A 25982-nucleotide genomic window follows, 5' to 3' on the forward strand; every position below is an offset into this window, starting at 1 on the left:
ACCCGTGCCGCCCCAGCGGCACGATTGCCCGCAGCTACGGCGGCGGGGGTCACGGTAGCCTCGGGCGGGTGATTGTCGTACCTGATGGGCTTGTTGCCGCGCAGGCGAAGTACAACGGGGAGGCCGGGCGGGCCTTCGTCGAGGGGCTGCCCGCGCTGGCGGCCGGGTTCCTGGAGCGGTGGGAGTTGCGGCTCGACGGGCCGTCGATGCACGGGTGGGCGGCGCTGGTGCTGCCGGTGGTGCGGCGCGACGGCGGCGAGGCCGTGCTGAAGCTCCAGATCCTCGACGCGGAGACCGAGGGCGAGCCCGTCGCGCTGCGGGTGTGGGACGGGGACGGCGCGGTGCGGCTGCTCGACCACGACGCGGCGACCGGGACCATGCTCCTGGAACGCCTGGACTCCGGCCGCATGCTCGGTCACGTCGAGGACTCCCGCGAGGCCGTCCTGGTCATCGCCCGGCTGCTGGCCCACCTCACCGCGACGCCCGCGCCGCCGGGGGTGCGCCGGCTCGGGGACATGGCGCGGGGCATGCTGGAGCGGACGCCCGGGACGCTGGAGCGCATCGCGGACCCGGCGGACCGGCGGCTGGTCGCCGACTGCGCCGCCGCCGTGCGCGAGGTCGCCGACGAGCCGGGCGACCGGCTGCTGCACTGGGACCTGCACTACGAGAACGTGCTGGCCTCGGACCGGGCCCCCTGGCTCGCCATCGACCCCAAACCGCTGGCCGGCGACCCGGGCTTCGACCTGCTGCCCGCCCTCGACAACCGCTACGACCCGGCCGAGACCCGGTGGCGTTTCGACGCCATGACCGACGTCCTCGGCCTCGACCGGGAACGGGCCCGCGCCTGGTCCCTGGGCCGCGTGCTCCAGAACAGCCTGTGGAACGTCGAGGACGGCGACCCGCTGGAGACCGAGCAGTTGGAGATCGGGCGGCTGCTGCGCGACCTGTGAGGAGCGGCCGGACGGGACCCGGTCAGCACCGGGGGTCGGGGTGCGGCTCCCGTTCCCGGTGTCCGCCGCGCTCCAGGGCACCCCGCAGTTCCGTCCTGCGCCGTATCCGCAACTTGCGGTAGGTGCTGGTCAGGTGGGTCTCCACGGTGCGCCGGGCGAGGTGGAGGAGGTCGGCGATCTCGGTGTTGGTGCGGCCGTCGGCGGCCAGTTCGGCGATCCGGCGCTCGCTGCCGGTCAGTGCCCCGGCACCGGTGCGGGCCGCCACGGAGCCCCGGGCACCGCCCTCGCGCAGCGCCTGCCCGGCCTGCGTGAGCCAGCGCAGCGCACCCTTGCGTTCGGCGAGGTCCGCCGCCTCGCGCAACCGGGAGCGGGCGCGCCCGCGTTCGCCGGCGTCGAGGAGCTGACGGCCCTGGGCGAGCAGCGCGGGGATCAGTTCCATGTCGGTGTCGGCGGGCGCGTCGCGCAGGGTCCGTACGGCCTCCTCGGCCAGCTCGAGGCCGCGCCGCCCGCCGGTCGCGGTGCCCAGCACGCGCAGGGCGCGGCCCACGGTGCGCGGGGTGTTCCACACCCGGGCCAGCCGCAGTTCCTCCGTCGCCAGCGCGAGCGCCTCGGGGCCGCTGCCGAACGCCAGCCGGATCTCCGCGACGGCGGTCCGCCACGGGGTGACGACCGGGCTGACCACCTCGCGGGCCGACTGGCGCCGCCCGCACTCCAGGAAGTCGTGGAGCGCTCCCATCGGATCGCCGGTGGCGGCGCGCAGCACGCCCCGCGCGTACAGGTAGCGGTTCAGCTCCCAGTTCTCCGGCATCTCGCGCAGGTCGAAGCGGTCCGCGAGGCGCAGGGCCTCGTCGGTGCGGCCGGTGTGGACCAGCGCCATCAGGGCGTGGGCGTCGCGGTTGGTGGGGCCGGGTCCGGGGCCGGGGTCGGCGGCGAGGGCGAGCAGGCGGGCGTGGTCGCCGCGGGAGGCAACGATGTCGGCGCGGGTGTTGAGCAGTGCGTGCTGCATCGGGTGCAGCAGGGCGGGGTGCTGTCCCACCAGGCCCCGCTCCACGAGCCGCTCGGCCTCGTCGAGTTCGTCGGCCCACTGGGCGACCGCGGCGGCGGTGCCGAGGAGGAAGGGTTCGGCGAGCGGGTCGGTGGGCTGGGCGAGCAGGTCCCGTACCCGGGTCATCGCCTCGTCGGCGGAGATCAGCCCGGCCGTCGCCGCGTACCGCACCAGCAGGGACTGCCCGGCGGTGCCGACCAGTTCCGGGGAGACCCGGCCGGTCTCGGACAGCCACCGGTAGACCTGCTGCCGGGTCGCCAGGTCCTCGTCGGACAGCAGGGCGCCGGCGGTCTGCACGGTGCGGGCGAGCCCCGGGTGGGCGGACAGCCGGCCCTCGGTGCGGCGCAGTACCTCCATCGCCGTGCGGATCTCGCCGCGGCCGGCCAGGGCGGTGCCGAGGGCGACGGCGGTACGCACCTGGTTGCGGGGCTCGGCCGGCAGGTGCTGCGCCTCGGCGAGGCGTGCGATGGCGGCCGGGGTGTCGGCCGACGCGTACTCCAGGGAGCCGAGTTCGGTCAGCAGCCGCTGCCGCAGGTCGTCGGTCAGCGGCTCGTCCAGGGCCCGGCGCAGATAGCCGACGGCGTCGGCGGGCCGGGCGTCGTGCACGGCGACGGTCACGGCGTCGCGCAGGACGCGCAGCGCCCAGGACAGGCCGACGGCCGGGGTGCGCAGCAGGTGCCGGGCGACCGCCTCGACCCGGTCGCCGCGGCGCAGCATCGCCTCCGCCGCCGCCCGGTGCACGGCCTCGCGGCGCGGCCGGGGCCAGCCGCTGAGCACGGCGTCGCGCAGCAGCGGGTGCGCGTAGCGGGGGCGCCCGCCCGCGTCGGGGCGCAGCAGACCGAGCCGGGTCATGGCGGCGAGCCACCCCTCGACCCGCACGGGGTCGGCCCCGGTGGCCTCGGCGAGCACGTCGACCGGGTCCCCGGCCGATCCCCGCGCCGCGGACGGGGCGGGGGTGTACCGGAGCGTCGTACGGGGCGGGGTGTGCGCGGGCGGATCGGTGCGGCCGTAGCCGGCGGCACCGGAGGCGGCTCCCGGGCGGCCGTCGTACGGGGCGGCGGGGGCGGGGGCGGTGAACGGGTACAGGTACGGGTCCCGGTACGGCGGGTACGGCACCTCGGCGGCGGGCTCGGTGGGGTGCGGGTAGGGCCCGTGCTCCCGCGGTTCCGGGAATCGGCCCGGCTCCCCGAACTCCGGGAGGGCCGGCCGGCGCGTGTACGGCGACGGCGGTGCCTGCGGGTCGCGGCCGGCGTCCGCCGCGTCCGCGCTCCACACGTCCCGGCAGCCCGGGGCGGTGGCGGCGGGCCGGCGCGCCCTCACCGCCGGTGTGTCGTGCGGGTGCCGGTGGACGGCCTCGGACGCCGGTGCGGGCGGGTACGAAAGGGCATGCCGGGGCACGCCCTGGCGCGACGGCCCACCGGGCCGGGCCTGCTCCGCAGCCGGACCCGCGGGCCGAGCCGGCTCGGAAGCCGGACCGGTGGACCAAGCCCGGTCCGAAGCCGCATCCACGGGCCGAGCAGGTTCCGAGGCCGCCGCACCCACGGGCCGAGCCCGCTCCGGAGCCGAACCTCCGGGCCGAGCCGGTTCCGAGGCCGCCGGATCCGCGGGCCATGCCCGATCCGGAGCCGAACCTCCGGGCCACGCCGGTTCCGAGGCCGCACCCGCGGGCCAAGCCCGCTCCGGAGCCGGATTCCCGGGCCAAACCCGTTCCGCAGCAGGACCGTTGGACCAGGACCGCTCCGGAGCCGGACCCCCGGGCCAGGCCTGTTCCAGGGCCGCGAGGCAGCGCGCCACGTCGGCCGTCGCGGGGCCCGCGCTGTTCAGCCACCAGGAGACGGCGGCCGGGTAGGACCCGGGATACAGCGCGGCACAGCTGTCCGGCACGGGCGGGACGCCGTCGGGGTGCGGGGTGCCGCCGAGGTCGTCCAGCAGGGCGTGCAGGAGCAGCGGGCTGCCCGCACCGGCCAGGACGACCTCCCGCGTCCACGGCGCGGACGCGTCCGGGAAGGCGTCGCGGACCAGCCCGGCCGCCGCCGCGTCGCCGAGCGGGGCGAGGGTGTGGGTGCGCACCAGGGACGGCGACAGGGCCTGGGTGAGTCCGGGGGGCCGCGGGTCGATGTCGTACTGGCTGCGCTCGGTGGCGACCAGCAGTACCGGTAATCGGTCGACGTGCCGGGCCGCCTCCGCCAGCCAGCGGCGCGAGGGGTCGTCGGCGAGGTGGACGTCGTCGACGGCCACCAGCACCGGGCCCTCGGCGGCGTACGAGCGCAGCAGCCGCCACAGCCGGGCCGCGCTGCCCCGGTCGTCGCCGCCGGGCGTCATGTCGGTGAACTCCGGTACCGGGCCCAGGAGATGCAGGACCATGGAGAAGGGCACCGGGGTGTCCTCGGGCGAGCAGCGCACGCGCAGCACCCGCAGCCCGCGGTCCCCAGCGCGCCGGACGGCGGCCTCCAGTACGGCGGTGCGTCCGGTGCCGCCGGCGCCGCGCAGCAGGACGAGGCGGCCGGTGCCGGCCCGGGCACGCTCGATCTCCGCGGCCAACAGCGCGTGGGCGTCGTCGCGTTCACGGAGCGGTCCGGTCATCGGTGCCTCCTGTGGTGGATGGTGATCCCCCGGTGTGTGAGACGAACGACCACGGCGAACGGTGGTGCGAAGTGGCGCGGGTCACGGTGACTCGCGGCCGCCTCCACGTGCCCGCGCGTCCTCGTGCGGCCGCCGCGACCTGCCCGGACACCCGCCCGACGGTCCCTTGTGGCGGCCGGCGCACTGGTCTCGTGGTGTACCTCGTGGTGGTCCACGATTGCGAAGTCCCAGCAGTCCCATAAGTGTGGAACACGCACATCCGCTACCGGCCTGTGCCGTATTGCGGGCACGTGAACAGGGGGGAAACGGTTGCTCAACTCACCCCGCAACACCACCACATCCATCACGACCACCACCTCGGCCCGCGGCTCGGGCGCGGCGCCCGGCATCGTCGACCGGCGGGTTCCGGTGGCGGTGTCCGCTCCGGACCCGATCAGCCGCGAGGGCGCGGTCAGCCAGCTGCGCCGGCACCCGGAGATCGACCTGCGCGAGGAGTCGGGGCCCGGCACGGTCGCCCTGCTCATCGAGGACGCGCTCGACGAGGCCGCGCTGACCCGGCTGCGCCGCATCGTGCGCAGCGAGGGCGCGCGCGCCGTCCTCGTGACGGGCACGATCCGCGAGAGCGAACTGCTCGACGTCGTCGAATGCGGCGTCGGCGCGATCGTCTGGCGGCACGAGGCCACCGCCCACCGGCTGGTGCAGGCCGTCCTGGCCGCCTCGCGCGGCGACGGCGACCTGCCCGCGGACCTGCTGGGCCGGCTCATCAGCCAGGTGGGCACCCTGCACCGGGGCGCGGCGGGCCGCCCCGGCGCTCCCTCGCTGGGCCTCGCACCCCGAGAGGTGGACGTCCTGCGGCTGGTCGCCGAGGGTCTCGACACCGGAGAGATCGCCGGCAAGTTGTCCTACTCCGAACGCACCGTCAAGAACGTCATGCACGGGCTCACCACGCGGCTCCATCTGCGCAATCGCGCCCACGCCGTGGCCTATGCCCTCCGGGAAGGCTACATCTGACCGAACGGGCAATCGAACGCGGGCTCCAGGGCCCGTACGGGCAGGGCGGACTGCCCGGCCGTCGTCCCCGTGGCAGGTGCGGGCGCGCGGGCACCGGGGCACGATCGACGGCGGATGTCCCAGACGGGCAAGGCGGGAGCACGAGCGTGATCCACGAGGTGGACGAGGTCCTCAAGAGCCTCCTCAAGAGCGGGGCGTTGACGGACTCGGGCATCGACGTGGCCTTCGAGGCGCCCACCCGTGACTGGGCGGCCCGGCGCAACGCTCCCGTCATCAACACGTATCTGTACGACATCCGTGAGGACGTGGGCCGGCGGCACCGCGGTCAGATGTCGGTGCGCGACGAGAACGACGTCGTCGTCAAGCGCCGCCGGCCGCCGCGCTGGTTCCGGCTGTCCTACCTGGTGACGGCCTGGACGAAGACTCCGCAGGACGAACACCGCCTGCTGTCGGCCGTACTGGCGACGCTGCTGCCCCGCGAGACCCTGCCGCCCTCCGAACTGCCCGACGCGCTCGGCGCGCTGGGCCTCTCGGTGACGGTGGCGGTGGCCGGCACCCAGTCGGAGGCCCGGTCCTTCGCCGAGATCTGGTCCGCCCTGGGCGGCGAGCTGAAGCCGTCCCTGGACCTGGTGGTGACCGTGCCCTTCCCGGCCTTCCCGGAGTACGACGCCGGTCCCCCGGTCACCGAGGGCGCGACGGTCCGGGTCGGCGGCATGGAGGGCGACCCGCCGATGTCCGAGGGACGCTCGCACCGGCCGCACCAGGTGCTGGCGGCCCGCGCCGTCCGTGGGGCCGCCCCGGACGGCCGTACGAAACGACAGTGACACCGGTGACCTCTGTGAGCAGCCCCGAGACCGGCCCCCCGGCCTCCCCGTCGAACCCCTCCGCCCGGACCGGAACGCCCGGACCGCCGGAACCGGCCGGCGACACCGCGCAGGCCCTGCTCGCCCGGCTCGGGGTCCTGCGGGACCGGGTGACCGCGCTGGTCGAGCACCGCACCGCCGACGACCCCACGGCCGACGACCCGCTGCGCGGCCTGTACCTGCCCGACGAGGCCGTCCACCACCTGCTGCGCACCTGGCCGTCCGGTGCCGGTGCGCCCGGCGCCGCGGAGCCCCCGGCCCACGTCGGCGGCCCGGCCGGCCCCGGGGACCGGCTGGCACTGCTGGCCGGCCGGGCGCGGCTGACCGAGCTGGACACCGCCGTCCTGCTCGTCGCCCTCGCCCCCGACGTCGACCGCACCTTCGAGCCGCTCTACGGCTACCTCAACAACGACGTGAGCCGCCGGCGCGCCACCGTGGGCCTCGCCCTCGACCTGTGCGGGGTGCCCGCGCACACGGCGGCGGCCCGCGCCCGGTTCCACGCCTCCGCGCCGCTGCGCGCTCTCGGCCTGCTGGAGGTGGAGGAACCCGAGCGCCCCTTCCTCACCCGTTCGCTGCGGGCCCCGGACCGGCTGATCGGCCACCTGCTCGGCGACGACTCCCCCGACGCCGCGCTCCGCGGCCTGCTGCTCGGGATGCCGGACCCGCTGCCCGCCGGGGGCGCCGACGCCGACGCGTTCGTACGCCGCCTGGCCGCCCGGCTGCACGAGGGCCCGCTCACCGCCTACTTGCGCGAACCGCGCGAGGGCGACGGCCTGGCCGCCCTCGCCCGTGCCCTGGACGCCGCGGGCGTCGACGCGCTGCGCTGCACCGAGCCCGAGGACCACGTGCCCGAGCTGCTGCGCGAGGCCCGCCTCGGCGGCCGGGCGGTCGTGGTGGCGGGCCTGCCCGAGAAGCCGGGCCCCCTGGTGCGGGCGCTGACCGCGGCGGAGGACGTGACCGTCCTGCTCACCGACCCCCGCCCGTACGACCCGCACTGGTCGCCGACCGACCCGCTGGTCCTGGACGCACCGGGCCGCCGGGCCGGGGGCGCCGCCGCCTGGCGGACCGCGCTGGGAGCCGACGCCGACGGGTTCGACCTGGACTCGGCCGTCGCCCCGTACCGGCTCGGCGGGGACCGCGTCCAGCGGGCCGCGCACGCCGCCCGCGCCCTCGCCGCCTTCGACGGCACCCCGGTCACCGCCGACCACGTCCGGCTCGCCGCCCGCCGGCAGTCGGCCTCCGGCCTGGAGAGCCACGCCCGGCGCATCCGGCCCGCCGTGGACTGGCAGGACCTGGTGCTGCCCGACAAGCCCCTGGTGCAGCTCCGCGAACTCGCCCTGCGCGCCCGCCACCGCGACCGCGTCCTCGGCGACTGGCGGCTCAGCGCGGGCGGCGGGCGGGGCCGGGGCGTCCTCGGCCTGTTCGCGGGCGAGTCCGGCACCGGAAAGACCCTGTCGGCCGAGGTGGTCGCCGCCGACCTGGGCCTCGACCTGTACGTGGTCCAGCTGTCGTCGGTCGTGGACAAGTACGTCGGCGAGACCGAGAAGAACCTGGAGCGGATCTTCACGGAGGCCGACCGCACCGACGCCGTGCTGCTCTTCGACGAGGCGGACGCCGTCTTCGGCAAGCGCTCCGAGGTCAAGGACGCGCACGACAAGTACGCCAACATGGAGAGCGCCTACCTGCTCCAGCGGCTCGAGTCCTTCGACGGCATCGCCCTGCTCACCACCAACCTGCGGGCCAACATCGACGAGGCGTTCACCCGGCGCCTGGACCTGGTGGTCGACTTCCCCTTCCCGGACCCCGAGCAGCGCCTGGCGCTGTGGCGGCACGGCCTGTCCCGGGTCCCGTGCGCCGACGGCATCGACCCGGAGCCGCTGGCCCGGGAGTTCGAGCTGGCCGGCGGCTCGATCCGCAGCGCGGTCGTCACCGCCGCCTACCTCGCCGCCGGGCGCGACGACACGGTGACGGCGGACGACCTCCTGGAGGGCGCCCGCCGTGAGTACCGCAAGGCCGGCCGGCTGGTGCCGGGGGTGGGCGGCTGGTGACCGCCGGGTCCCCCTCGGCCGTCAGCCCTTCTTCGGGTGGATGATGTCCCACTCCTGGTCGCCGACGTTGCTGCAGTTGTCGAGCACCATCTTGGAGAACAGGGCGCCGCCGTTCGCGCCCTCCACACCGAGGCACTTCTGGTTGCTGGAGAAGTTGCGGATCCAGTAGGCCCCGCTCTCCTGCTTGTCGACCCACCAGAGCTGGTTGTCGTTCGCGGTGGTGCTGTCGCAGGTGAACTCGGTGACCGGCGTCCCGACGGCGGCGGCACCGTGGTTCGGCAGGTCCATGCAGTACTTGTCCTTGATGTTCCGGATCTGGAAGAGCGCCGCTCCGCCGGGGCCGCCCTTCTCGTACTTCACCTCGAGGTCCCAGATCTGGTTGTCCCCGTCGGTGTCGTCGCAGACGGCCTGCTGGACCGGTCCGTCGAGCTCGCCCTTCTCCCGGCCGGGGAGTTCGGCGCACATATGGCTGGTGGTGTTGCGCAGCAGGATGTTCCGGGCGGGGACCACCGGCTTCACGGCCGGCTTGTCGGGCTTCTTGGGCTCCCCGCCACCGCCGCCCTTGTCCTCGTCCTGCTTGTCCCCGCCCCCGTCGTCCTTCGACTCCTGCGTGGCCGGCAGATCCGCCTGCGGCTGCTCGACGGGTGCGGATTCGGCGCTGCTGGGCAGGGTTTCGGGGGTGGCGCTGGGGCTGGGGGCGAGTGCGGCTCCGGCCTGCTGGGTCTGCTCGGTGGCGCTGCTGCGGACCTGCGGCTTGTACGCGATCCAGATCATCACGAAGGCGATCGCCAGCGCCACGAAGATCCCGAAGAACGTCGCCAGCCAGCGCGGCAGGAACCCGCGCTGCACATACGTCCCCTCGACCTCCGTCGGATCGACCCCCGAACGCCGCACCGCCAGCGTGTACGGCCGCTCCTCCTTCGACCCGAACCAGATGATCTGCTTCGGCTTCAGCGTCGTCTCCACGAACGCCGCACGCCCCGGCTCGATCTGCACGTTCCCCGGACGCACCTCGTACGACAGGTGGTCGCCGGTGTCGCTGCCCGCGACCGACGCCGTCACCTTCGTATTGCCGAGGTTGTCCACCGCCAGCCGGGGCCGGCCCCGGAACCGCCCCTTCACCGTCGGCGGCACCAGCTCGGCCCGCACCTCGGTGAACGAGGTGATCGTCAGGTTCCCTTCCGGGACGGTCACCGCATCCGGATGCTCCGTCGGCACGATCCGCACCGCATACGGATTCGGCCCCGCCGTCGCGTCCGGCGTACGCGGCGGCGCGAAGGTCAACTCGACCGTCCCCGTCGTACCGGGATACAGGCGCAGGGTCTGCGGCTCCACCGTCGTCCAGGGAGCCACATCCCCCACCGGCTCGAACCGGTACTCGTCGACGACATCACCGGTATTACGCACCCTCAGGCGCACACGCGTACTGCTGCCGGGGTCCACAGTCGCGGACGCGGGCTCCAGGGAAGTCCACAGGCTCACACGCCGACGCTACCCCTCAACTACGCCGCGGCCAGCGGCAGTCGGGGCAGGTCTCGCTGCCCCGAGGTGCCTGGTCGAGCGGCCGTCCGGCCCCGGGCGTCACCCCTTGTTCGGATGGATGATCTTCCACTCCATGTCGTCGACGTTGCTGCAGTCGGCAATGTTCAGCGGGGTCTCGGTGCCGCCGTTCTGGCCCTTCACGTTCAGGCACTTGTTGTTGCTGGCGAAGTTGCGGATCCAGTAGTCGCCGCTCTCCTGCTTGTCGACCCACCAGAGCTGGTTGTCGGCCGTCGTGCCGTCGCAGTGGAACTCGGCGATCCCCGTCCCCACCGGACGGGCGCCGTACTCGCCCAGGTCCATGCAGAACTGGTCCGTGGCGTTCCGGATCTGGAAGAGCGGCACTCCGCCGGGGCCGCCCTTCGGGTACTTCACTTCGAGGTGCCAGTACTCGTTGTCGCCCTCTTCGTGGCAGTTGGCCTGCTGGACGACTCCGTTGATCTTGCCCTTCTCCCGTCCGGGGATGTCGGCGCACATGTGGGTGGTGGCGTTGCGGAGCATGACGTTCCGGGCGGGGACCACCGGCTTCACGGCCGGCTTGTCGGGCTTCTTGGGCTCCCCGCCACCGCCGCCCTTGTCCCCGTCGCCACCACCGCCGTCGCCGTCGCCTCCGGTCTTCCCGGCGGCCGGCTGCTCGGGCTCTGCCTCGGGTGCGGACTCGGCGGTGCTGGGCAGGGTTTCGGGGGTGGCGCTGGGGCTGGGGGCGAGTGCGGCTCCGGCCTGCTGGGTCTGCTCGGTGGCACTGCTGCGGACCTGCGGCTTGTACGCGATCCAGATCATCACGAACGCGATCGCCAGCGCCACGAAGATCCCGAAGAACGTCGCCAGCCAGCGCGGCAGGAACCCGCGCTGCACATACGTCCCCTCGACCTCCGTCGGATCGACCCCCGAACGCCGCACCGCCAGCGTGTACGGCCGCTCCTCCTTCGACCCGAACCAGATGATCTGCTTCGGCTTCAGCGTCGTCTCCACGAACGCCGCACGCCCCGGCTCGATCTGCACGTTCCCCGGACGCACCTCGTACGACAGATGATCACCGGTGTCGCTGCCCGCGACCGACGCCGTCACCTTCGTATTGCCCAGGTTGTCCACCGCCAGCCGCGGCCGGCCCCGGAACCGCCCCTTCACCGTCGGCGGCACCAGCTCGGCCCGCACCTCGGTGAACGAGGTGATCGTCAGGTTCCCCTCCGGCACCGTCACCGCATCCGGATGCTCCGTCGGCGTGATCCGCACCGCATACGGATTCGGCCCCGCCGTCGCGTCCGGTGTGCGCGGCGGCGCGAAGGTCAGCTCGACGGTACCGGTCGTCCCCGGATACAACCGCAGGGTCTGCGGCTCCACCGTCGTCCAGGGAGCCACATCCCCCACCGGCTCGAACCGGTACTCGTCGACGACATCACCGGTATTACGCACCCTCAGGCGCACATGTGTGCTGCTGCCGGGGTCGACGGTGGCGGACGCGGGCTCCAGGGAGGTCCAAAGGCTCACACGTCGACGCTACGGGCGTCCGCATGGCTCGTCAGGAGTCGTGAGGGCAAGGCCGATTGCCCTCGCTCCCGCCGTCAGACCGTGATCCGGGCCGCCTCGTTGGTCCTGCCCAGGTACGTCCAGGGAGCCACGTCCCCGACGGGCTCGAACCGGCACTCGTCCACCACGTCACCGGCATTGCGCACGCGCACACGCGTCCACAAGGTCACGAGCCGACCCTGGAGAGACCCCCAAGTTCTGTCTCAGGAGCCGGGGCAGAGTCGGTTGCCCCAACGGGCATGCCCGGCGGGTGGCGCGGCCGGTCACATCGGGGATTCGCCCCGGGCCATCCGCTCGCCCGCCTGCCCGGCCTCGACCTCTTCGGAGTGGCCCGGGTCGGAGACGGACTCCCCGTGCCCGTTGTTGGTGCCCGCCACATTGCCGCGAGACTGCTGGAAGACGTGATGGGTCTCGTGGAAGAGCGTCGCGTCGTCCAGGGACCGCTGGGCGACGATGTGGGAGCCGCTGGTGTAGGCGATCGCGTCGAGGTCCATGGCGGACTGCTGGGCCACCGCGTTGTCGTGCATCGTGACGTGCCCGAAACTCATCCCGTACTCGCGCTCGGCCGGTTCGCGGATGCGGTCCGGCAGCGGCTTGCCGGGCGTCTTGATCGCTTCGTCCACCGAGACCCGTGGCCGCTCGACGAATCCGCTGTCCACCGAAACCCGGCGCTGCACATCCGCGCTGTCGGCCGCCTGCTGCTCCTGGCCGTGGCCGCAGCCGGGGCCGTGCTCGTGCCGGGCTCGCTGGACGGCACGGGACACCGCCGCGTTCCCGGCCTGGCTCTGCAGTGCCAGCATCCGGCCGGCCGTGGTGCCCGGCGCGGCGGAGTGACGGCCCGGGCTCTGCTTGTCGGCCTGCTGGGCAGCCTGTGTTCCGTGTGTGCGCACAACGCTCCCTCGGCGGATACGCGGGTACTTGGGTCGGCACATGATGACGACGCTTCTCGCAGGTCTACCCACACCGGCCGTCGGACACAACGGCTGCGGGGGCAGACCTTGAGGGCAGGCGCGTACGCGCGAACACCGCTCGTGCGTCCCGTCGTTGAGCGGTCTGAACGGCCCGACGCTCAGGCCGAGGAGAGCTGTGCCGCTATCTCGTCCTCCCACTCCTTCTGCCGCTCGGGGTCGTTGAGTGAATCCGCCCACGCTTCCTCACGCGATTTCTCCCACTCTTCGGCCGACTGCTCGTGCTTCGCCGGGTCATGCTTCTCCGGATTGTGCTTATCCGGTCCGCAGTTGAGAGTCTTGAGGAACGCACGCATCTTTGCGCGAATGTCGTCGGGAACATCCTTGCCCGCAGGGACGGCCGGCCCGGCCGCGAGCGCATAGATTTCCTGCGCTTTCAGTTGCCGCTCACCCTGCTCGAGGGGCTTCAGCACGTTGAAGCCCTCCTTCGTCGCATCACGCTTTCTGTTGCCCTTGCCGTCCTTGGACTTCTCGAACTTCCTGGGCTCCGGCTCGGTCCCTTCCTGGGCATCCGTCGTACGGGCCCACTTTTCGGGATGCCGCACCGCCTCATAGCGTTTGGCGAACTTCTTCCCTCCCTTGTAGGCAGCGATACCGCCCAGGGCCGCCGCCGTTGTGCCACCCGCGACGGCGGATCCGATCGGGCCGCCGACCGCGCCGGCCGCAGATGCGATCACCACGGCACCGGCCGCGGTACGCGCCACGTTGCCGCCCGCGTTGAGGGCTCGCTTGATCTCCTTCCCCGTCTGCTTGCCCACCGCGTAATCCCTGAGACTGGCCATGTGCGCCAGCAGTTCCTGCCTCAGCCCCTCGATACGGTCCCGCTCGTCCTGAATGCTCTGCAGGGCTTCCCTGGACGGCTCGTCCGGCGACAGTCCGGAGCACTCCCGGATCAGGTCTCCTGTCGCCTCCCCCAAATTGTTGAGTACGCCCCGCAGGTCGCCCGAACGCTTCGCGTCTACACCCTTGAAGTGCTCTTTGAGCTCATTCTTCTTCTGGTGAGTCCTCAACGCGACAATGGAGTCACGAACAACGAATATTCCGGAGAACGCCATGATGAGGGCACCGCTGGCATCCCCGAGGGCAGCCATCCCTCCCAGATCACCGGCGTTCTTCATGGCATTGTTTGTGATTTTCACGCCATCGTTGGCGGTCATGAGGCTGTTCGTCGTGAGGCCGATGACCTTCGACTTCTCTTTTTTCCTGTCCTGATGGGACTTCGGTCCCGTTTCCTTGCTCCCCTTGTGCCCGGCCCACGCGTCGCGTCCGTCGTTGAGCGCCCCCAGCGTGTCGTTCACCACGTTGATCCCGGTCCCGGTCTGCCCCATCTGCGCGGTGGAGCGCACCAGCCCGGTGTTCGAGGTCTGCCCCGCATGCGACTGAAGCGGCCCTTCGACCGGGGCAACTACACGCAGAGCCACCGTGTCCGCCGGGTCGAGCCATTTCCTGCCCTTGGTGGAGCTGAAGGGGCGCTTGACCTGTTCCATGATCGTCTTGCCCGTTTTCCCGGCGTCCGACGTCCCCGGCTCTTCCGTCTGCTCCGCGGCTTCCGGGGTCTTCCCCGCCTTCTTCGCCTTCTTGGCCTTCTTCGCCTCGGCCGCCTTCGCCGCCGCCTCTGCCTCAGCCTTCGCCGCCGCCTCGGCCTCAGCCTTGACCGCGTCGGCCTGGACGGTCTTCGCGTTGGTGTGAGCCGTCTTCGCCTCGGTCTCGGCCGCCCTCGCCTGCGCCTGTGCCCGCGCCGCAGCCGCGGCCTGCTCCTGCGCCTCGGCCGCGTCCCCCTCCTGCTTCCCCGCCTCCTCGCCCGCTGTCCTCGCGTCCGTCCGCGCCTGTGCCGCGGTCGCCCGGTGCGCCTCCGCCGCCGCGCCGGCCTCCTCCGCCTGCGCCCGCGCCTGCTCCGCGGTCCGGCCGTGCGTGGCCGCGTCGGCCTGAGCCTGGGCATGCTCGCGCGCCGCGTCAACGGCGTCCTTCAGCAGCCGCTCTGCCTCGTCATGGGCCTTCTTCGCCTGCTGCTGCGCCGTTTCCTTGGTCTTCCCCCACTTCTCCGCCTCCCGCCCGGCCGTCGTCCCCGACTTCTTCGCGGTGCCGGCCGCCCCCGCCTGCTCCCGCGCGACGGTCTCGGCCTTCTCCGCCTGAGCCAGCGCGTCGGTCGCGACCTTGGACCACTTCTCCACCTCGCTGTTGGCCGCGGTCAGCTCCTCCGCCTCGGCCTCGGCCTTCGCGGCCTGCTGCACCGCCTGTTCACCGGCCGCCGCCTTCTTCTCCTCCGCGGCTTCGGCCGCCTGCTTCTTCTTCTCCGCCGCCTCGGCCTGCTGCGTGAACTTGAGCACGTCGGCTTCGGCTTCCTTCTGCTTCTTCTCCGCCGCCTCGGCCTGCTGCGTGAACTTGAGCACGTCGGCCTCGGCCTTCGTCTGCTCCTGCTCCGCCTCCGTGGCCTGCTTCGTGAACTCCTTCTCCCTCTCCTGAGCCTTGGCCGCGTCGGCGCGCGCCGTTGCCGCGGCCTCGCCGTGTTCCCGCTCGGCCGCCTTGGCCCGCTTCTGGTCCTGCTCCGCCTTCGTGGCGGTCCCCGTGTGCCTCCGCTGCTCGCCCTCGGCCGCCGTCCGGTCCCGCTCCGCCTCCGCGGCGATCCCCTCGTGTCTCTGCTGCTCGGCCCGGGCGCCCGCCGCCTTCTGGCGTGCCTTCAGCGCTTTCCCGGACTGCTGCCACACCACGTCCGCAGCCCTGGCCCGCCCCAGCGCCGCGTCCGCGACGTCCTTCTTCCGGTGCTGTACCTCCTCCTCGGCCAGCTCCTTCTGCGACTTCGCGCCCTCGCCCTGGTTCTTGCTCCGGCCCTGCGGCTCGGGCTCCCGCACCGTCGTGATCGCCATGTCGTCCTCCCGCGCCGGAGAACTCGACCGCGTCGAGGCTTCGGCCCCGGGCTGCTCACGCGTAGCCGTCGCACGCTGGATCGCCAGGGAGACCGCGCGGTTCCCCGCCCTGGCCTGCAAGGAGGACAGGGGAGGCTGCTGCGCCGGAGGGTGGTGCCGGGCCGGAGCGGTGGCGTTCGTGCGGCGGGTCTGCGATTCGTGCAAGCGGTCCGACACGGACAACTCCTCCTGACGTCCCGTCACCACCCGCGCCCGGGCAAGGCCGCGATCCTCGGCGTGGCGGTACGGAGCGTTCCCGGACCGGGCGTGATCGCAAGATGACATGCTGGCGAACTGACACTCAACACACGATGTTGAAGAGGAACGGCAGCCGACCACCAGGGAAAGACAGGGAGTCTGCCCCAACGGGCACGACCAGGGGCAAGGGACATGCCCCCGGTCCGGCACCCGGAGACGTTTCGGCGTCGGCAACGCGCGCGTGAGGCTGAGGGGCGTCCTGTCTCGTACCCCGAGGAGAGCAGAGCATGCCGTCCTACCTGTCGCCCGGCGTCTACGTCGAGGAGGTGGCCAGCGGCTCGCGCCCGATCGAGGGAGTGGGCACGTCGGTGGCGGCCTTCGTCGGTCTTGCCCCGACCGGCCCGCTGAACGAGCCCACGCTGGTGACCAACTGGACGCAGTACGTCGCGGCCTTCGGTGACTTCACCGGCGGGTACTACCTCGCGCACTCCGTCTACGGGTTCTTCAACAACGGTGGCTCGGCCGCCTACGTCGTCCGCGTCGGCGGCTCGGCCGAGGATGCCGCCGCCGACGGCTCGGTCAACGGCGCCGCCGCCCCCGCGGCCGTCACCGGCAGCACCGCCAAGGCGCTGACCGCCGCCGAGCCCAAGCAGCTCGGCACGTTCGCCGTGACGGCCACCGCCGCCGGCCAGAGCGGCCCGCTGACCGTCGAGGTCGCCGACCCCGAGGGCGAGGGCGCCGCCGAGCGCTTCAAGCTGATCGTCAAGGACGGCGACAAGCCGGTCGAGACCTTCGACGTGAGCGCCAAGAAGGGCAACCGCTCCTACGTGGTCACCCAGGTCAAGGAGCGCTCCAAGCTCATCACCGTGACCGAGGCCGCGCCCGCCGCGCAGCTGGTCCGGCCGGAGAACCAGACCGTGGCGCTGCCCGCGCCGCCGGCCGCCGCCCCCGCCACTCCGGCCAGGCAGGCCGAGAGCGTGCAGCCCGGACCGGCCGAGTACCTCGGCGACTCCGCGGACCGCACCGGTTTCGGCGGTCTGGAGGCGATCGACGAGATCTCCATGGTCGCGGTGCCCGACCTGATGGCCGCCTACCAGCGCGGTGCGATCGACCTGGAGGCCGTCAAGGCCGTCCAGCTCGGTCTCATAGCCCACTGCGAGCTGATGGGCGACCGCGTCGCGATCATCGACCCGCCGCCCAGCCAGAACGCCCGCCAGATCCGCGTCTGGCGCCAGGAGACGGCCGGTTACGACTCCAAGTACGCGGCCCTGTACTACCCCTGGATCAAGTCCTTCGACCCGGCCACCGGCCAGTCCCGCCTGGTCCCGCCGAGCGGTCACGTCGCCGGCATCTGGGCCCGCAACGACTCCGAGCGCGGCGTGCACAAGGCCCCCGCCAACGAGGTCGTCCGCGGCGCCGTGGACCTGGAGCTCCAGATCACCCGCGGCGAGCAGGACCTGCTCAACCCGATCGGCGTCAACTGCATCCGCTCCTTCCCCGGCCGCGGCATCCGCGTCTGGGGCGCGCGCACCCTCTCCTCCGACCCGGCGTGGCGCTACCTGAACATCCGCCGGTACTTCAACTACCTGGAGGAGTCGATCCTGATCGGCACCCAGTGGGTGGTGTTCGAGCCGAACGACCACAACCTCTGGGCCCGTATCCGGCGCAACGTCTCGGCGTTCCTGGTCAACGAGTGGCGCAACGGCGCCCTCTTCGGCCAGAGCCCCGACCAGGCCTACTACGTCAAGTGCGACGAGGAGACCAACCCGCCGGAGTCCGTCGACCTCGGCCGGGTCGTCTGCGAGATCGGCATCGCGCCGGTCAAGCCCGCCGAGTTCGTCATCTTCCGGCTGGCCCAGTTCTCCAGCGGCGGCGGCGAACTGGACGAGTAGGCGCGGACCGCGCCCCCGCCCTTCTCCCTCATCCTCTAGAAGGACAGCGAACCCATGTCTCTCCCCAAGCCAGAAGACGTACTCGTCGCACCGAATTTCGGTATCCAGATCGACGGTGTGATGGTCGAGTACCTCAACTCGGTCTCCAACCTGCAGATCGAGCAGGACGTCATCAAGTACCAGCAGAACCAGGGCACCACCGGACGCAACAACGTCACCCTGATGCCGGGCGTCGCCAAGGACGGCTCGGTCCAGGTCGAGCGCGGTATGAGCCAGTCGTCGGTGTTCACCCAGTGGATCAACGACTCCATGGCGGGCCGGATGGCCACCGCCCGCAAGAACGCCACGATCATCGTGATGGACTACGAGGACAACCCGGTCAAGCGCTGGAACCTGCGCAACGCCTGGTGCAGCAAGGTCGTGGCGGGCACCCTGAAGGCGGGTGACACCAACGCCCTGACCGAGACCATCACCATCGTGTTCGAAGAACTGGTCGTCGAGTAATGCGGCGTTCATCTGCCAAGGCACCCGCCTCGGCACCCCAGACCGCGGCGGCGGGAGCGGACTTCCCCCGTTCGGCTCCCGCCGCCGCGTCCGCGGAGGCGCCGGCCGCCCCTCCCGTCGCGGCTCCGGTCGACACGGCACCGCGGCAGCAGATGCGGACCGAGTTCCCCTTCGAGCTGCCGCGCGGGTACGTCGACGACTCGGGCACGGTCCACAAGGACGGTGTGATGCGCCTGGCGACGGCACGGGACGAGCTGATCCCGCTGCGCGACGTGCGGGTGCAGGAGAACCCTGCGTACCTGTCGGTGGTGCTGCTCGGCCGGGTCATCACCCGGCTGGGCACGCTGGCGATGGTGCACGACGGGGTGGTGGAGAACATGTTCGCCTCCGACCTGGCGTTCCTCCAGGACTTCTACCGCCAGATCAACGCGGAGGGGCACACCCGCGCGGCCGTGGAGTGCCCGCACTGCTCGGAACCCTTCGAGGTGGAACTCGGCGGGAGCCGCCTGGGGGAATCGTGACGTACGCGACCGACCGGCTGCACGAGGAGATCGCGTACGTCGCCTACCACTTCCACTGGAGCCTGGAGGCGATCCTGGATCTGGAGCACCAGGACCGCCGCCGGTACACGGACCAGATCGCGTCCCTCGTGACGCGTGGCACGGCGGAGGGCTGATCGGTGGGATTCCTGGACCGGCTGCGGAGCCGTCGGGACGGTATCGGCGGAGCCGGGAGCGACAGCGGGGGCGGCGACGGAAACGGGACCGCCCCCGCGGGTTCGTCCCCGGCCGCGGACCCGGGACCGGCCGCGGGCGGGAGCACGGGGGGCCCGGCCGGGCCCCCGCCCGTCGCCGTCGCCGCCTGGACAGGCCTGCCGCCGATCCAGCGGGCCACGGGCGCGGCACGTACGGGAGTGGCGGACGCCGGGTTCGGCGGCCGTCTTCCGACGTGGCAGAACCCGTCGTTCACGGGCGCGCCGTCTCCCGCGGTGCTGAACCCGGCCTCCGGCGACAGCCTGCTGTCCGGCGCGTTCGGCACGCCGGCCCGCCCGACGCCGTCCACACCGCTGGCGTCACCGGCCGGCGCACCGCCGGTGCAGCGCATGCCGGTCGCTCCCCTGCGGGCGATACCGGCCGACGGCTCGGCCCCGGCCGCTCCCACGGGCCCCGTTCCGGGGGTGCGGGGCGGTTCGTCCGGCCTGCCCGGCGCCTCCGGTTCGCGGAGCGGCGCGTCGGGCACGCGGTTCCCGGCGCCCGCGCCTCCGGCCTCCGCCGCCGCGGCCTCCGTGCCCCCGGCCACGCCGGTCCAGCGGGCGGCTTCCGCCGGGCCGGTGTCGTCCGCGGCACCCGCGAGCACACCGGCCCAGGCTCCCCTCGGCGTCCGGGTGACTCCGGTGCCGCCCGCCGCCGCCCCGTCTCCGCGGCAGGCCCTGACCAAGGTTCCCTCCGGGTCGCCGGCCGTGCAGCGCCGGGCCCTGCCCGCGAGCCGCCGGACCACCGCAAGGGCGCCCGAGTCCCCCGGAACGGCCGCTTCGTCGGCGGACGGTGACCGAGCGGACCCCGGCTCGGCACCGGCCGGGGGTGCCCTCCCGGCACCCCCTCCTCCCGTGCAGCGCGCCGTGCTCCCGCCTGCCGCCGCCGACGCCCCGGCCGACGCTCCCGCCGACGCCGCGGTCCGGCCGGCGGTCCCCGGCCCCGGGACGACACCGGCCGCCGGGCCCCGGCACACCGCCCACCACGCCCCGGGCGACGGCCCTGCGTCGTCTACTCCGGTGCAGCGCGCCGCCGTACGGGCGTCGGGCGCCACGTCCGGCCCCCAGGCCCAGCGAGCCGCCCGCCCGACCGACGGCGACGCGACTCCGCCGCCGGGCTCCACCGCGCCCGGAGCCCCGGCACCACGTACGACGCCACAGACCAACCCCGCCCCCGCGCCGCGCACTTCCCCGCCCGGCGGCCTCACGACGCCCGCGACCGGCGCCCCCGCGGGACCCACCGCACCCGTGCAGCGAGCCACCCGCCCGGCCGACGGCAGCGCGACCGGTTCCCCGGCACGACGTACAGCGCCGCGGACCAACCCCGCCCCCGCGCCCCGCACTTCCCCGGCCGCCGACTCCACGGCACCCGCGACCGGCACCCCCGCGGGACCCACCGCACCCGTGCAGCGCACCGCCCGCCCGACCGACGGCAGCGCGACTCCCGCGCCGGGCTCCACCGCGCCCGGCCCCCCGGCACCACGTACGACGCCACAGACCAACCCCGCCCCCGCGCCGCGCACTTCCCCGCCCGGCGGCCTCACGACGCCCGCGTCCGGCAACCCCGCGGGACCCGGCACACCCGTGCAGCGCACCGCCCGCCCCACCGACAGCAGCGCGACCGACTCCCCGGCACCCACCACGTCCCCGTCCGCCGACCCCACGGCGCCCGCGTCCGGGTCGGGGTCCAGCACGAGGGCCGGGTTTGCTTCCGGTGCCGCGAAGGGCGAACCCCCGGTGCAGCGGACACCGGCCCGGCCCACGTCGCCCTCACCGCGCCCCGCCCCCACGCCGGCCGTCGGTCCCGGCGCCACCGGCCGGGCGCCTCGCACCGCCGACGGCGCTACGTCCGGCCTGCCGGTGCAGCGAGCGGCGTCCCGCGGTTCCGATCCCGCGTCCGGCGCCGGCATCGGCGCGGGCGCCCGTCCCACCGGCCGGGCAGCGACCCCGCCGTCCGCACCGTCGCCCCTGCCCTCGCCCCCGGCCGGCGCTCCGGTCCAGCGTGCCGTGTCCACACACCAGAGCCCCGGCACCGACGGCACCGGCGGCACCGACGGCTCCAACGGGCCCACCACCCACCGCCCTTCGGCCGCACCGGGCGCCGACGCGTCGACCGACGCCCCTGTCGAGCCGACCGTTGCCCGCGCCGACTCCGGCCGCCCCCGCACGGACACGGCACCCGATGCCGGGGCCCCGCCGGTCCAGCGGGCCGTGGCCCGGATCACCCCGTCCCCGGGCCCCGAGGGCGGCGCACCGGCAACGCCCGGCGCACGGCCGACGCGAACCACCGAAAGCGGTACCGCGCCCGAAGCCCGGCCTGCCGCCACGCCTCCCCCGTCGGCGCACCGCCCCTCCGCCTCCCCCGGCCTCCCCGCCGACGCGCAGCCCCCCGTCCAGCGCAAGGCGGCGTCACCGGGCCGGACCCAGCCGTCGCAGGCCCCGCAGCCGCCGGTCCAGCGGGCCGCGGACGGGCCGGCCGGTGTGCCGAGCGCACCTTCCGCCGACCCGGCGCCCGCACCGCATCCCGGCACATCCGAGACGCAGCCCGCCGTCCAGCGAGCGGCCCAGAGTCCCGCCGCACCGACCACCACCGCCCGGCCCGAGCCAACCACTCCGGTCGCGCCGACCACGCCGGTCGCGCCCACCGTCGCCGTACCGCTCTCCCGGCCCGCACCCGGCAAGCCGTCGGCCCCGGCACATCCCGTACCGCAGCGCCCCGCACAACAGCCCCCCGTACAGCGCAGTGCCGCGCCCCGCCGTCCGGGCCTGGGCGCCCCCATCCCGTCCCAGCCGGCCGACGCCGTACGCCCCACCCCGACGCCTGCCACGGGGGCGCCCACCGCGATGCCTGACGTACGCCCCACCGCGACGCCCGCCGTGGAGGCACCCCCCGCGACGCCCCCCGTGGCACCCGCCGCGCCGCCCGTCCAGCGCGCCGCGGCCACGCCCACCGCGCCGGCACCCTCCGCGACGCGGGACACCACGCCCGGCCCGGCACCCTCCGCCGCGCCGACCGCTCCGGCCGCGCGCCCCCCGCGCCGTTCCTCCCTCGGCGCCCCCCTCTCCGTGCCCCCGACCGGCACCGCCCCGCTCGGCCATCGGTCCCCGGCGCCGACGCCCACGCCCGGACCCGTGACCGACGACCGTACGCCGCCGCCCGTCCAGCGGGCCACCGCGTCGGCCCTCCCGCCGGCGACACCGCTCGCGGCCCCGCCCTTCACGACGACGGCCGCCTCCTCGGCGGCCCCGGCCACGCTCCCCGTCTCCTTCCCCGCGCCCCCGCACGCGGCCGCCGCCCCCATGGCCGCCGTCGCACCGACCCTCATGGCGCCCCTCCCCGGCGCCGCCGACGGGCCGCCGAGCACCACCGTCCAGCGCGCCACGGCCCCGCGGCCCGCGCCGGACGGCCCGGCCACGCGCCCCGCGGTGCAGCGCACCCCCGCCAGGGCCGTGCCGCTGCGCCGCCCCGCGTCCTCCCGCACCGGCGCGGCCCCGCTCCCGGTCGCGCCCCTCACACCGCCCGCACCGCCCGCGCCGTCGGCGCCCCGTCCGGACCTTCCCGTCGAGACGCAGGCCGCATCCGCCACCGCGGGCGACGGTCTGCCCCCGGTCCAGCGCCTGTTCGGCCGCGGCGGGCGGGGCGGGCGCACCACCGGTGCCCTGGCCGCGAGCGCGGCGGCCGCCGTGCACGACTCCCTCTCCCGCCTGCGGACCCCTTCGTCCCAGCAGACCCCGCAGACCCCGGCCGGACCGCCACCGCCGTACGATCCGCCGCCCCCGTACTCGGCGGGCCCCGCCACGCCGCCCGCGGGGCAGAACGGCCGGCCGCCCGAGTACACGGCGGTCCCGGCCGGCGGGTTCGACCCGCGTGCTCTCACCGACTTCCAGCTCGACGAACTGGTGCACCGGATCATCGGCCGCGTCACCCGCCTCGTCCGCACCGAACTGCGCATGGACCGCGAACGGACCGGCAGACTGCGCGACCCCCGCTGACCGGACGGCCGCGACCGCCTCCACCGTCCCTCCGTCCCTCCGTCCCTCCGTCCCTCCGTTCCTACGACAGAAAGGCCGACCCTCGATGACCCGCAAGGACCCGGGCTCCTCCATCTGGTTCAGCCTCGCCATCGACGGCGAGAGCCTCGGTTACTTCAACGGGTGCGAGGGCCTGTCGACCCAAGTGGACGTGGAGCAGCGCCAGGAGGGCGGCAACAACGGCTTCGTCTGGCAACTGCCCACCCGCGTCACCTTCTCCAACATCAGGCTGACCCGGCCACTGACGCCGGACACGGCGAAGGTCGCCAAGTGGATCTCCTCCGTGCAGACCGGCATCAAGCGGCCCACCGCTCAGATATCGGCGCTGCGCGCGGACGGGACGCTGGTCGCCCGCTGGGGGCTGATCGACGTCCTGCCCGTCAGCTGGCAGGGCCCGAGCCTCGACCCCAACAGCCCGTCCGTGGCCAACGAGGTCCTGGAGATCGCCCACCACGGATTCACGGACTGACGGCGCCCGGCACCGGCAGAGAGAGGAAGAACCATGGCCAGCAGCAAGGGCGCCGGCAAGAGCCTCGTGCGCGCCAACCTCGCCATCCACGAGCCGCCCACCGGCGACTCCACCACCCCCGGAGCGCTGATCCGGAGGTTCGCCTTCGAGTTCAACCCGGCCCAGCTGTCCCTCAGCCAGCGGGCCCAGTGGACGGCGACGCCGACGGCGGCCGTGCGCAAGGCCGCGAAGCCGCAGTTCATGGGGGCCGAGCCGCGGGAGATGACCCTGGAGATCTTCCTGGACTCCTCGATGAAGCCCGACGGCAACACCGTGATGAAGAAGGTCGACTCGCTGCTGCTGTGCTGCGAGGTGACCGCCAAGAGCCTGGCCGCCGACCAGCCGTCGCCGCCCTGGGTGGTCTTCGAGTGGGGCTCGTTCTCCACGGCCCGCTTCAGCGCCTACGTCGCGTCCATCGAGACCCAGTACACCCTCTTCGGCACCACCGGCGTCCCCATCCGCGCCACCTGCCAGATGGCGCTGGTGGAGATCCCCGGCCCGACCCCGGGCCAGAACCCGACCTCGGGCGCCCTCACCGCCCAGCGCGTGCACCGGGTCGTCGCGGGGGACTCCCTCCAGTCGCTGGCCTGGAGCGAGTACGGCAGTGCCAACGCGTGGCGCGTGATCGCCGAGGCCAACGGCATCGACGACCCGAACCACCTGCCGACCGGCACCGAACTCATGCTGCCCGCCACCGAGGAGGTGCCTCGCTGATGGTGCGTCCCTCCTTCTCCAGCATCGTCGAGGTGAAGATCGGCGGCGCCAAGCTGCCCGACACCATCGCCCCGATGCTCACCGACGGCTGGGTCGACCAGGGCGTCAACGTCCCGGCGGCGTTCCGCCTCACCTTCCGCGACCCCTACCACCGGCTCCTCGGCAAGCTGAACGTGCAGTTCGGCACCAAGGTCGTCATCACCCCGATCGCCGACGGGCACGGCAAGGGAAACCCCCTGCTGACCGGCGAGGTCACCGGCCTGGAGACCGACTACGACGGCACCGGCAGCTTCACCGTCATCCGGGGCTACGACTACGGGCACCGGCTGATGCGCCAGCGCCGGGTGGCCGCGTACCGCAACCAGAAGGCCTCCGACATCGCCCGCAAGCTCGTCGCCATGGACGGCGTGCCCATCGGCCGCATCCAGCCGACGAAGGGCATGTACGGGTTCATCAGCCAGTCCAACGTCACCGACTGGGACTTCCTGTCCCGGCTGGCCGACGAGAACAAGATGGTCATGTACCTGGACTCCAGGGGGAAGTTCCGGTTCGTCACGCCGAAGCCGTCTGCCGGCGCGCCGTCCCCGAACACGGACGGCGACAAGAGCGCCTTCGTCCTCCAGGCCGGCCACGACATCCTGCGGCTGCGGGCCGCCGTGACCGCCGCCGACCAGATCGGCAAGGTCGAGTCGCGCGGCTGGAACGTGACCACCAAGAAGAAGATCACCGAGCTCGCGCCCGCCACCACCGACCCCGGCATCAGCATCGGCTCGACCCCCGGGACGGCCGCGGGCAAGTTCAAGCCCGGCAAACTCGTCGAGACCGCCAACCCCTACGACAAGCAGGACGAGGTCCAGCACGCCGCGAAGGCCCTGGCCGCCGACGTCACCTCCTCCTTCGCCGAGCTGGAGGTCGCCGCCCACGGCCACCCCGACCTGCGGCCCGGCGTCCCCGTCGCCCTCGCCGACGTCGGCAAGCCCTTCGAGGGCAAGTACACCGTCACCTCGGTGCGCCACCACTTCGGCGACGGCGTCGCCTACGAGTCCTGGATCACGGTCAGCGGCCGCCAGTGGCGCTCCCTGTACGGACTCGCCTCGGGCGGCAGCGGCGGCACGGACCCGTCGAGCGCCACCCGGCTGCCCAGCGTCGCCAACGCCATCGTCACCGACGTACAGGACCCCCTCAAACAGGGCAGGGTCAAGCTCCAGTTCCCGTGGCTGGACGACACCTACGTCAGCGACTGGGCGCGCAGCGTGCAGATGGGCGGCGTGGCCGGCGGCGGTGTCTTCCCCATGGACGTCGGCGACGAGGTGCTGGTCGCCTTCGACCGGGGGGCGCTGGACCACCCGTTCGTGATCGGCGGCCTCTACAACGGCCGGGACGTGCCGACCAAGAGTGACGTGCCCCTGCACGACGGCCTGAAGAAGAAGGCGGTGCGGCACACCCTGTCCGACCGTCAGGGCAACCGGGTCGACCTGCTCAGCCAGCGCACCGGGGGGCGCAAGCAGGGCGTCCGGATCGCCAGCGGCAACGACAAGCTGACCATCAACCTCGACCGCACCAAGACCGAGATCACCGTCGACAGCAAGGGCTCCGTCAGCATCACCGGCAGCCGCTCGGTGTCGGTGGAGGCGGGCATGAACCTCACGCTGGAGGGCCGCCGTTCGGTGACGATCAGGAGCGGCGGACCCCTCAACCTGGAGGGCAAGGGCATCGTCAACCTCAAGTCGCTCGGCGGTGTGGTCGCGGTGAACGCGCTGGGCGGCGCCCTGAACCTGACGTCGGCCGGTGCCGCGACCCTCACCGCCACCGGCCTCGCGACGATCACGGCGGCCAACACGAAGATCACCGGCGGCAAGCTCGACCTCTACGGCGGCTTCTTCGTCAACGAGATCAAGTACCCCTTCGGATGACCGCACCTCGCACGACGGCACTTCGCACGACCG

18 protein-coding genes are annotated in these 25982 nt (G+C 73.7%); 12 read left to right on the forward strand and 6 right to left on the reverse strand.

Annotated features, from left to right (window positions below; translation table 11 throughout):
* Window positions 1–68 precede the first annotated feature (68 nt).
* The gene (locus tag Sco07f_RS26830) at window positions 69–950 is read left to right on the forward strand and encodes an aminoglycoside phosphotransferase family protein (protein ID WP_007450798.1); all 882 of its coding nucleotides are present in this window, start codon (window positions 69–71) and stop codon (window positions 948–950) included.
* A gap of 22 nt (window positions 951–972) precedes the next feature.
* Here the strand turns inward: Sco07f_RS26830 and Sco07f_RS26835 are convergent, their stop codons facing one another.
* Window positions 973–4578, reverse strand: a complete 3606-nt coding sequence (locus Sco07f_RS26835; RefSeq protein ID WP_108989431.1) for an AAA family ATPase — start codon at window positions 4576–4578, stop codon at window positions 973–975.
* A gap of 309 nt (window positions 4579–4887) precedes the next feature.
* Between Sco07f_RS26835 and Sco07f_RS26845 the strand changes: the two genes are divergently transcribed.
* The 3 genes from Sco07f_RS26845 to Sco07f_RS26855 all read left to right on the forward strand — a co-directional run bounded on the left by Sco07f_RS26845 (window position 4888) and on the right by Sco07f_RS26855 (window position 8500).
* Window positions 4888–5589: a helix-turn-helix transcriptional regulator gene (locus Sco07f_RS26845; protein WP_054103559.1), complete on the forward strand. Its 702-nt coding sequence runs from the start codon at window positions 4888–4890 to the stop codon at window positions 5587–5589.
* 146 nt (window positions 5590–5735) lie between these two features.
* Window positions 5736–6413, forward strand: a complete 678-nt coding sequence (locus Sco07f_RS26850; RefSeq protein WP_007450778.1) for a Pvc16 family protein — start codon at window positions 5736–5738, stop codon at window positions 6411–6413.
* 5 nt (window positions 6414–6418) lie between these two features.
* Window positions 6419–8500, forward strand: a complete 2082-nt coding sequence (locus Sco07f_RS26855) for an ATP-binding protein (protein ID WP_439959697.1) — start codon at window positions 6419–6421, stop codon at window positions 8498–8500.
* Window positions 8501–8521: 21 nt separating this feature from the next.
* Here Sco07f_RS26855 and Sco07f_RS26860 read toward each other — a convergent pair whose 3' ends face one another.
* From Sco07f_RS26860 to Sco07f_RS26875, 5 genes are all read right to left on the reverse strand, one after another.
* Entirely contained in the window at window positions 8522–9982 is a 1461-nt protein-coding gene (locus Sco07f_RS26860) for an RICIN domain-containing protein (RefSeq protein WP_108989433.1), read from the reverse strand.
* Between the two features lie 99 nt (window positions 9983–10081).
* On the reverse strand, window positions 10082–11527 hold the full coding sequence (locus Sco07f_RS26865; protein WP_108989434.1) for a ricin-type beta-trefoil lectin domain protein: 1446 nt from the start codon (window positions 11525–11527) through the stop codon (window positions 10082–10084).
* A gap of 74 nt (window positions 11528–11601) precedes the next feature.
* Window positions 11602–11736, reverse strand: a complete 135-nt coding sequence (locus Sco07f_RS41140) for a hypothetical protein (RefSeq protein ID WP_280524572.1) — start codon at window positions 11734–11736, stop codon at window positions 11602–11604.
* 93 nt (window positions 11737–11829) lie between these two features.
* Window positions 11830–12456 (reverse strand): eCIS core domain-containing protein, encoded by a 627-nt coding sequence (locus Sco07f_RS26870; RefSeq protein WP_159106989.1) that lies wholly within the window; start codon window positions 12454–12456, stop codon window positions 11830–11832.
* A gap of 179 nt (window positions 12457–12635) precedes the next feature.
* Window positions 12636–15398 (reverse strand): coiled-coil domain-containing protein, encoded by a 2763-nt coding sequence (locus tag Sco07f_RS26875; RefSeq protein ID WP_159106990.1) that lies wholly within the window; start codon window positions 15396–15398, stop codon window positions 12636–12638.
* A 524-nt stretch (window positions 15399–15922) separates the two neighbouring features.
* Here Sco07f_RS26875 and Sco07f_RS26880 point away from each other — a divergent pair.
* The 8 genes from Sco07f_RS26880 (at window position 15923) to Sco07f_RS26910 (ending at window position 25949) form a co-directional block, all read left to right on the forward strand.
* Window positions 15923–17527 carry a phage tail sheath subtilisin-like domain-containing protein gene (locus tag Sco07f_RS26880; RefSeq protein WP_054101632.1) on the forward strand — a complete coding sequence of 535 codons (1605 nt, stop codon included), beginning with the start codon at window positions 15923–15925 and terminating at the stop codon, window positions 17525–17527.
* Between the two features lie 54 nt (window positions 17528–17581).
* Entirely contained in the window at window positions 17582–18031 is a 450-nt protein-coding gene (locus tag Sco07f_RS26885) for a phage tail protein (RefSeq protein ID WP_007450914.1), read from the forward strand.
* Window positions 18031–18552, forward strand: a complete 522-nt coding sequence (locus Sco07f_RS26890) for a hypothetical protein (RefSeq protein WP_108989437.1) — start codon at window positions 18031–18033, stop codon at window positions 18550–18552. The genes Sco07f_RS26885 and Sco07f_RS26890 overlap by 1 nt, the downstream gene beginning before the upstream one ends.
* On the forward strand, window positions 18549–18707 hold the full coding sequence (locus Sco07f_RS40210; protein ID WP_007450918.1) for a DUF6760 family protein: 159 nt from the start codon (window positions 18549–18551) through the stop codon (window positions 18705–18707). Before Sco07f_RS26890 ends, Sco07f_RS40210 begins: the two co-directional genes overlap by 4 nt.
* A gap of 3 nt (window positions 18708–18710) precedes the next feature.
* Window positions 18711–22775 carry a hypothetical protein gene (locus tag Sco07f_RS40810; RefSeq protein WP_244942153.1) on the forward strand — a complete coding sequence of 1355 codons (4065 nt, stop codon included), beginning with the start codon at window positions 18711–18713 and terminating at the stop codon, window positions 22773–22775.
* 85 nt (window positions 22776–22860) lie between these two features.
* The gene (locus Sco07f_RS26900; RefSeq protein ID WP_007450934.1) at window positions 22861–23283 is read left to right on the forward strand and encodes a phage tail protein; all 423 of its coding nucleotides are present in this window, start codon (window positions 22861–22863) and stop codon (window positions 23281–23283) included.
* A gap of 33 nt (window positions 23284–23316) precedes the next feature.
* Window positions 23317–24036, forward strand: coding sequence for a CIS tube protein (locus Sco07f_RS26905; protein WP_007450936.1), 720 nt, complete (start codon window positions 23317–23319; stop codon window positions 24034–24036).
* Entirely contained in the window at window positions 24036–25949 is a 1914-nt protein-coding gene (locus Sco07f_RS26910; protein WP_007450938.1) for a VgrG-related protein, read from the forward strand. Before Sco07f_RS26905 ends, Sco07f_RS26910 begins: the two co-directional genes overlap by 1 nt.
* Window positions 25950–25982 lie beyond the last annotated feature (33 nt).

This window comes from Streptomyces coelicoflavus (assembly GCF_003112555.1).
GTDB classification, from domain to species: Bacteria; Actinomycetota; Actinomycetes; order Streptomycetales; family Streptomycetaceae; genus Streptomyces; species Streptomyces coelicoflavus.

Coding starts and splice junctions, on each gene's coding strand:
- Sco07f_RS26910 (WP_007450938.1), top strand. CDS start 24,036: ATGGTGCGTCCCTCCTTCTCCAGCATCGTCGAGGTGAAGATCGGCGGC.
- Sco07f_RS26875 (WP_159106990.1), bottom strand. CDS start 15,398: ATGGCGATCACGACGGTGCGGGAGCCCGAGCCGCAGGGCCGGAGCAAG.
- Sco07f_RS26835 (WP_108989431.1), bottom strand. CDS start 4,578: ATGACCGGACCGCTCCGTGAACGCGACGACGCCCACGCGCTGTTGGCC.
- Sco07f_RS26900 (WP_007450934.1), top strand. CDS start 22,861: ATGACCCGCAAGGACCCGGGCTCCTCCATCTGGTTCAGCCTCGCCATC.
- Sco07f_RS26905 (WP_007450936.1), top strand. CDS start 23,317: ATGGCCAGCAGCAAGGGCGCCGGCAAGAGCCTCGTGCGCGCCAACCTC.
- Sco07f_RS26885 (WP_007450914.1), top strand. CDS start 17,582: ATGTCTCTCCCCAAGCCAGAAGACGTACTCGTCGCACCGAATTTCGGT.
- Sco07f_RS26890 (WP_108989437.1), top strand. CDS start 18,031: ATGCGGCGTTCATCTGCCAAGGCACCCGCCTCGGCACCCCAGACCGCG.
- Sco07f_RS26880 (WP_054101632.1), top strand. CDS start 15,923: ATGCCGTCCTACCTGTCGCCCGGCGTCTACGTCGAGGAGGTGGCCAGC.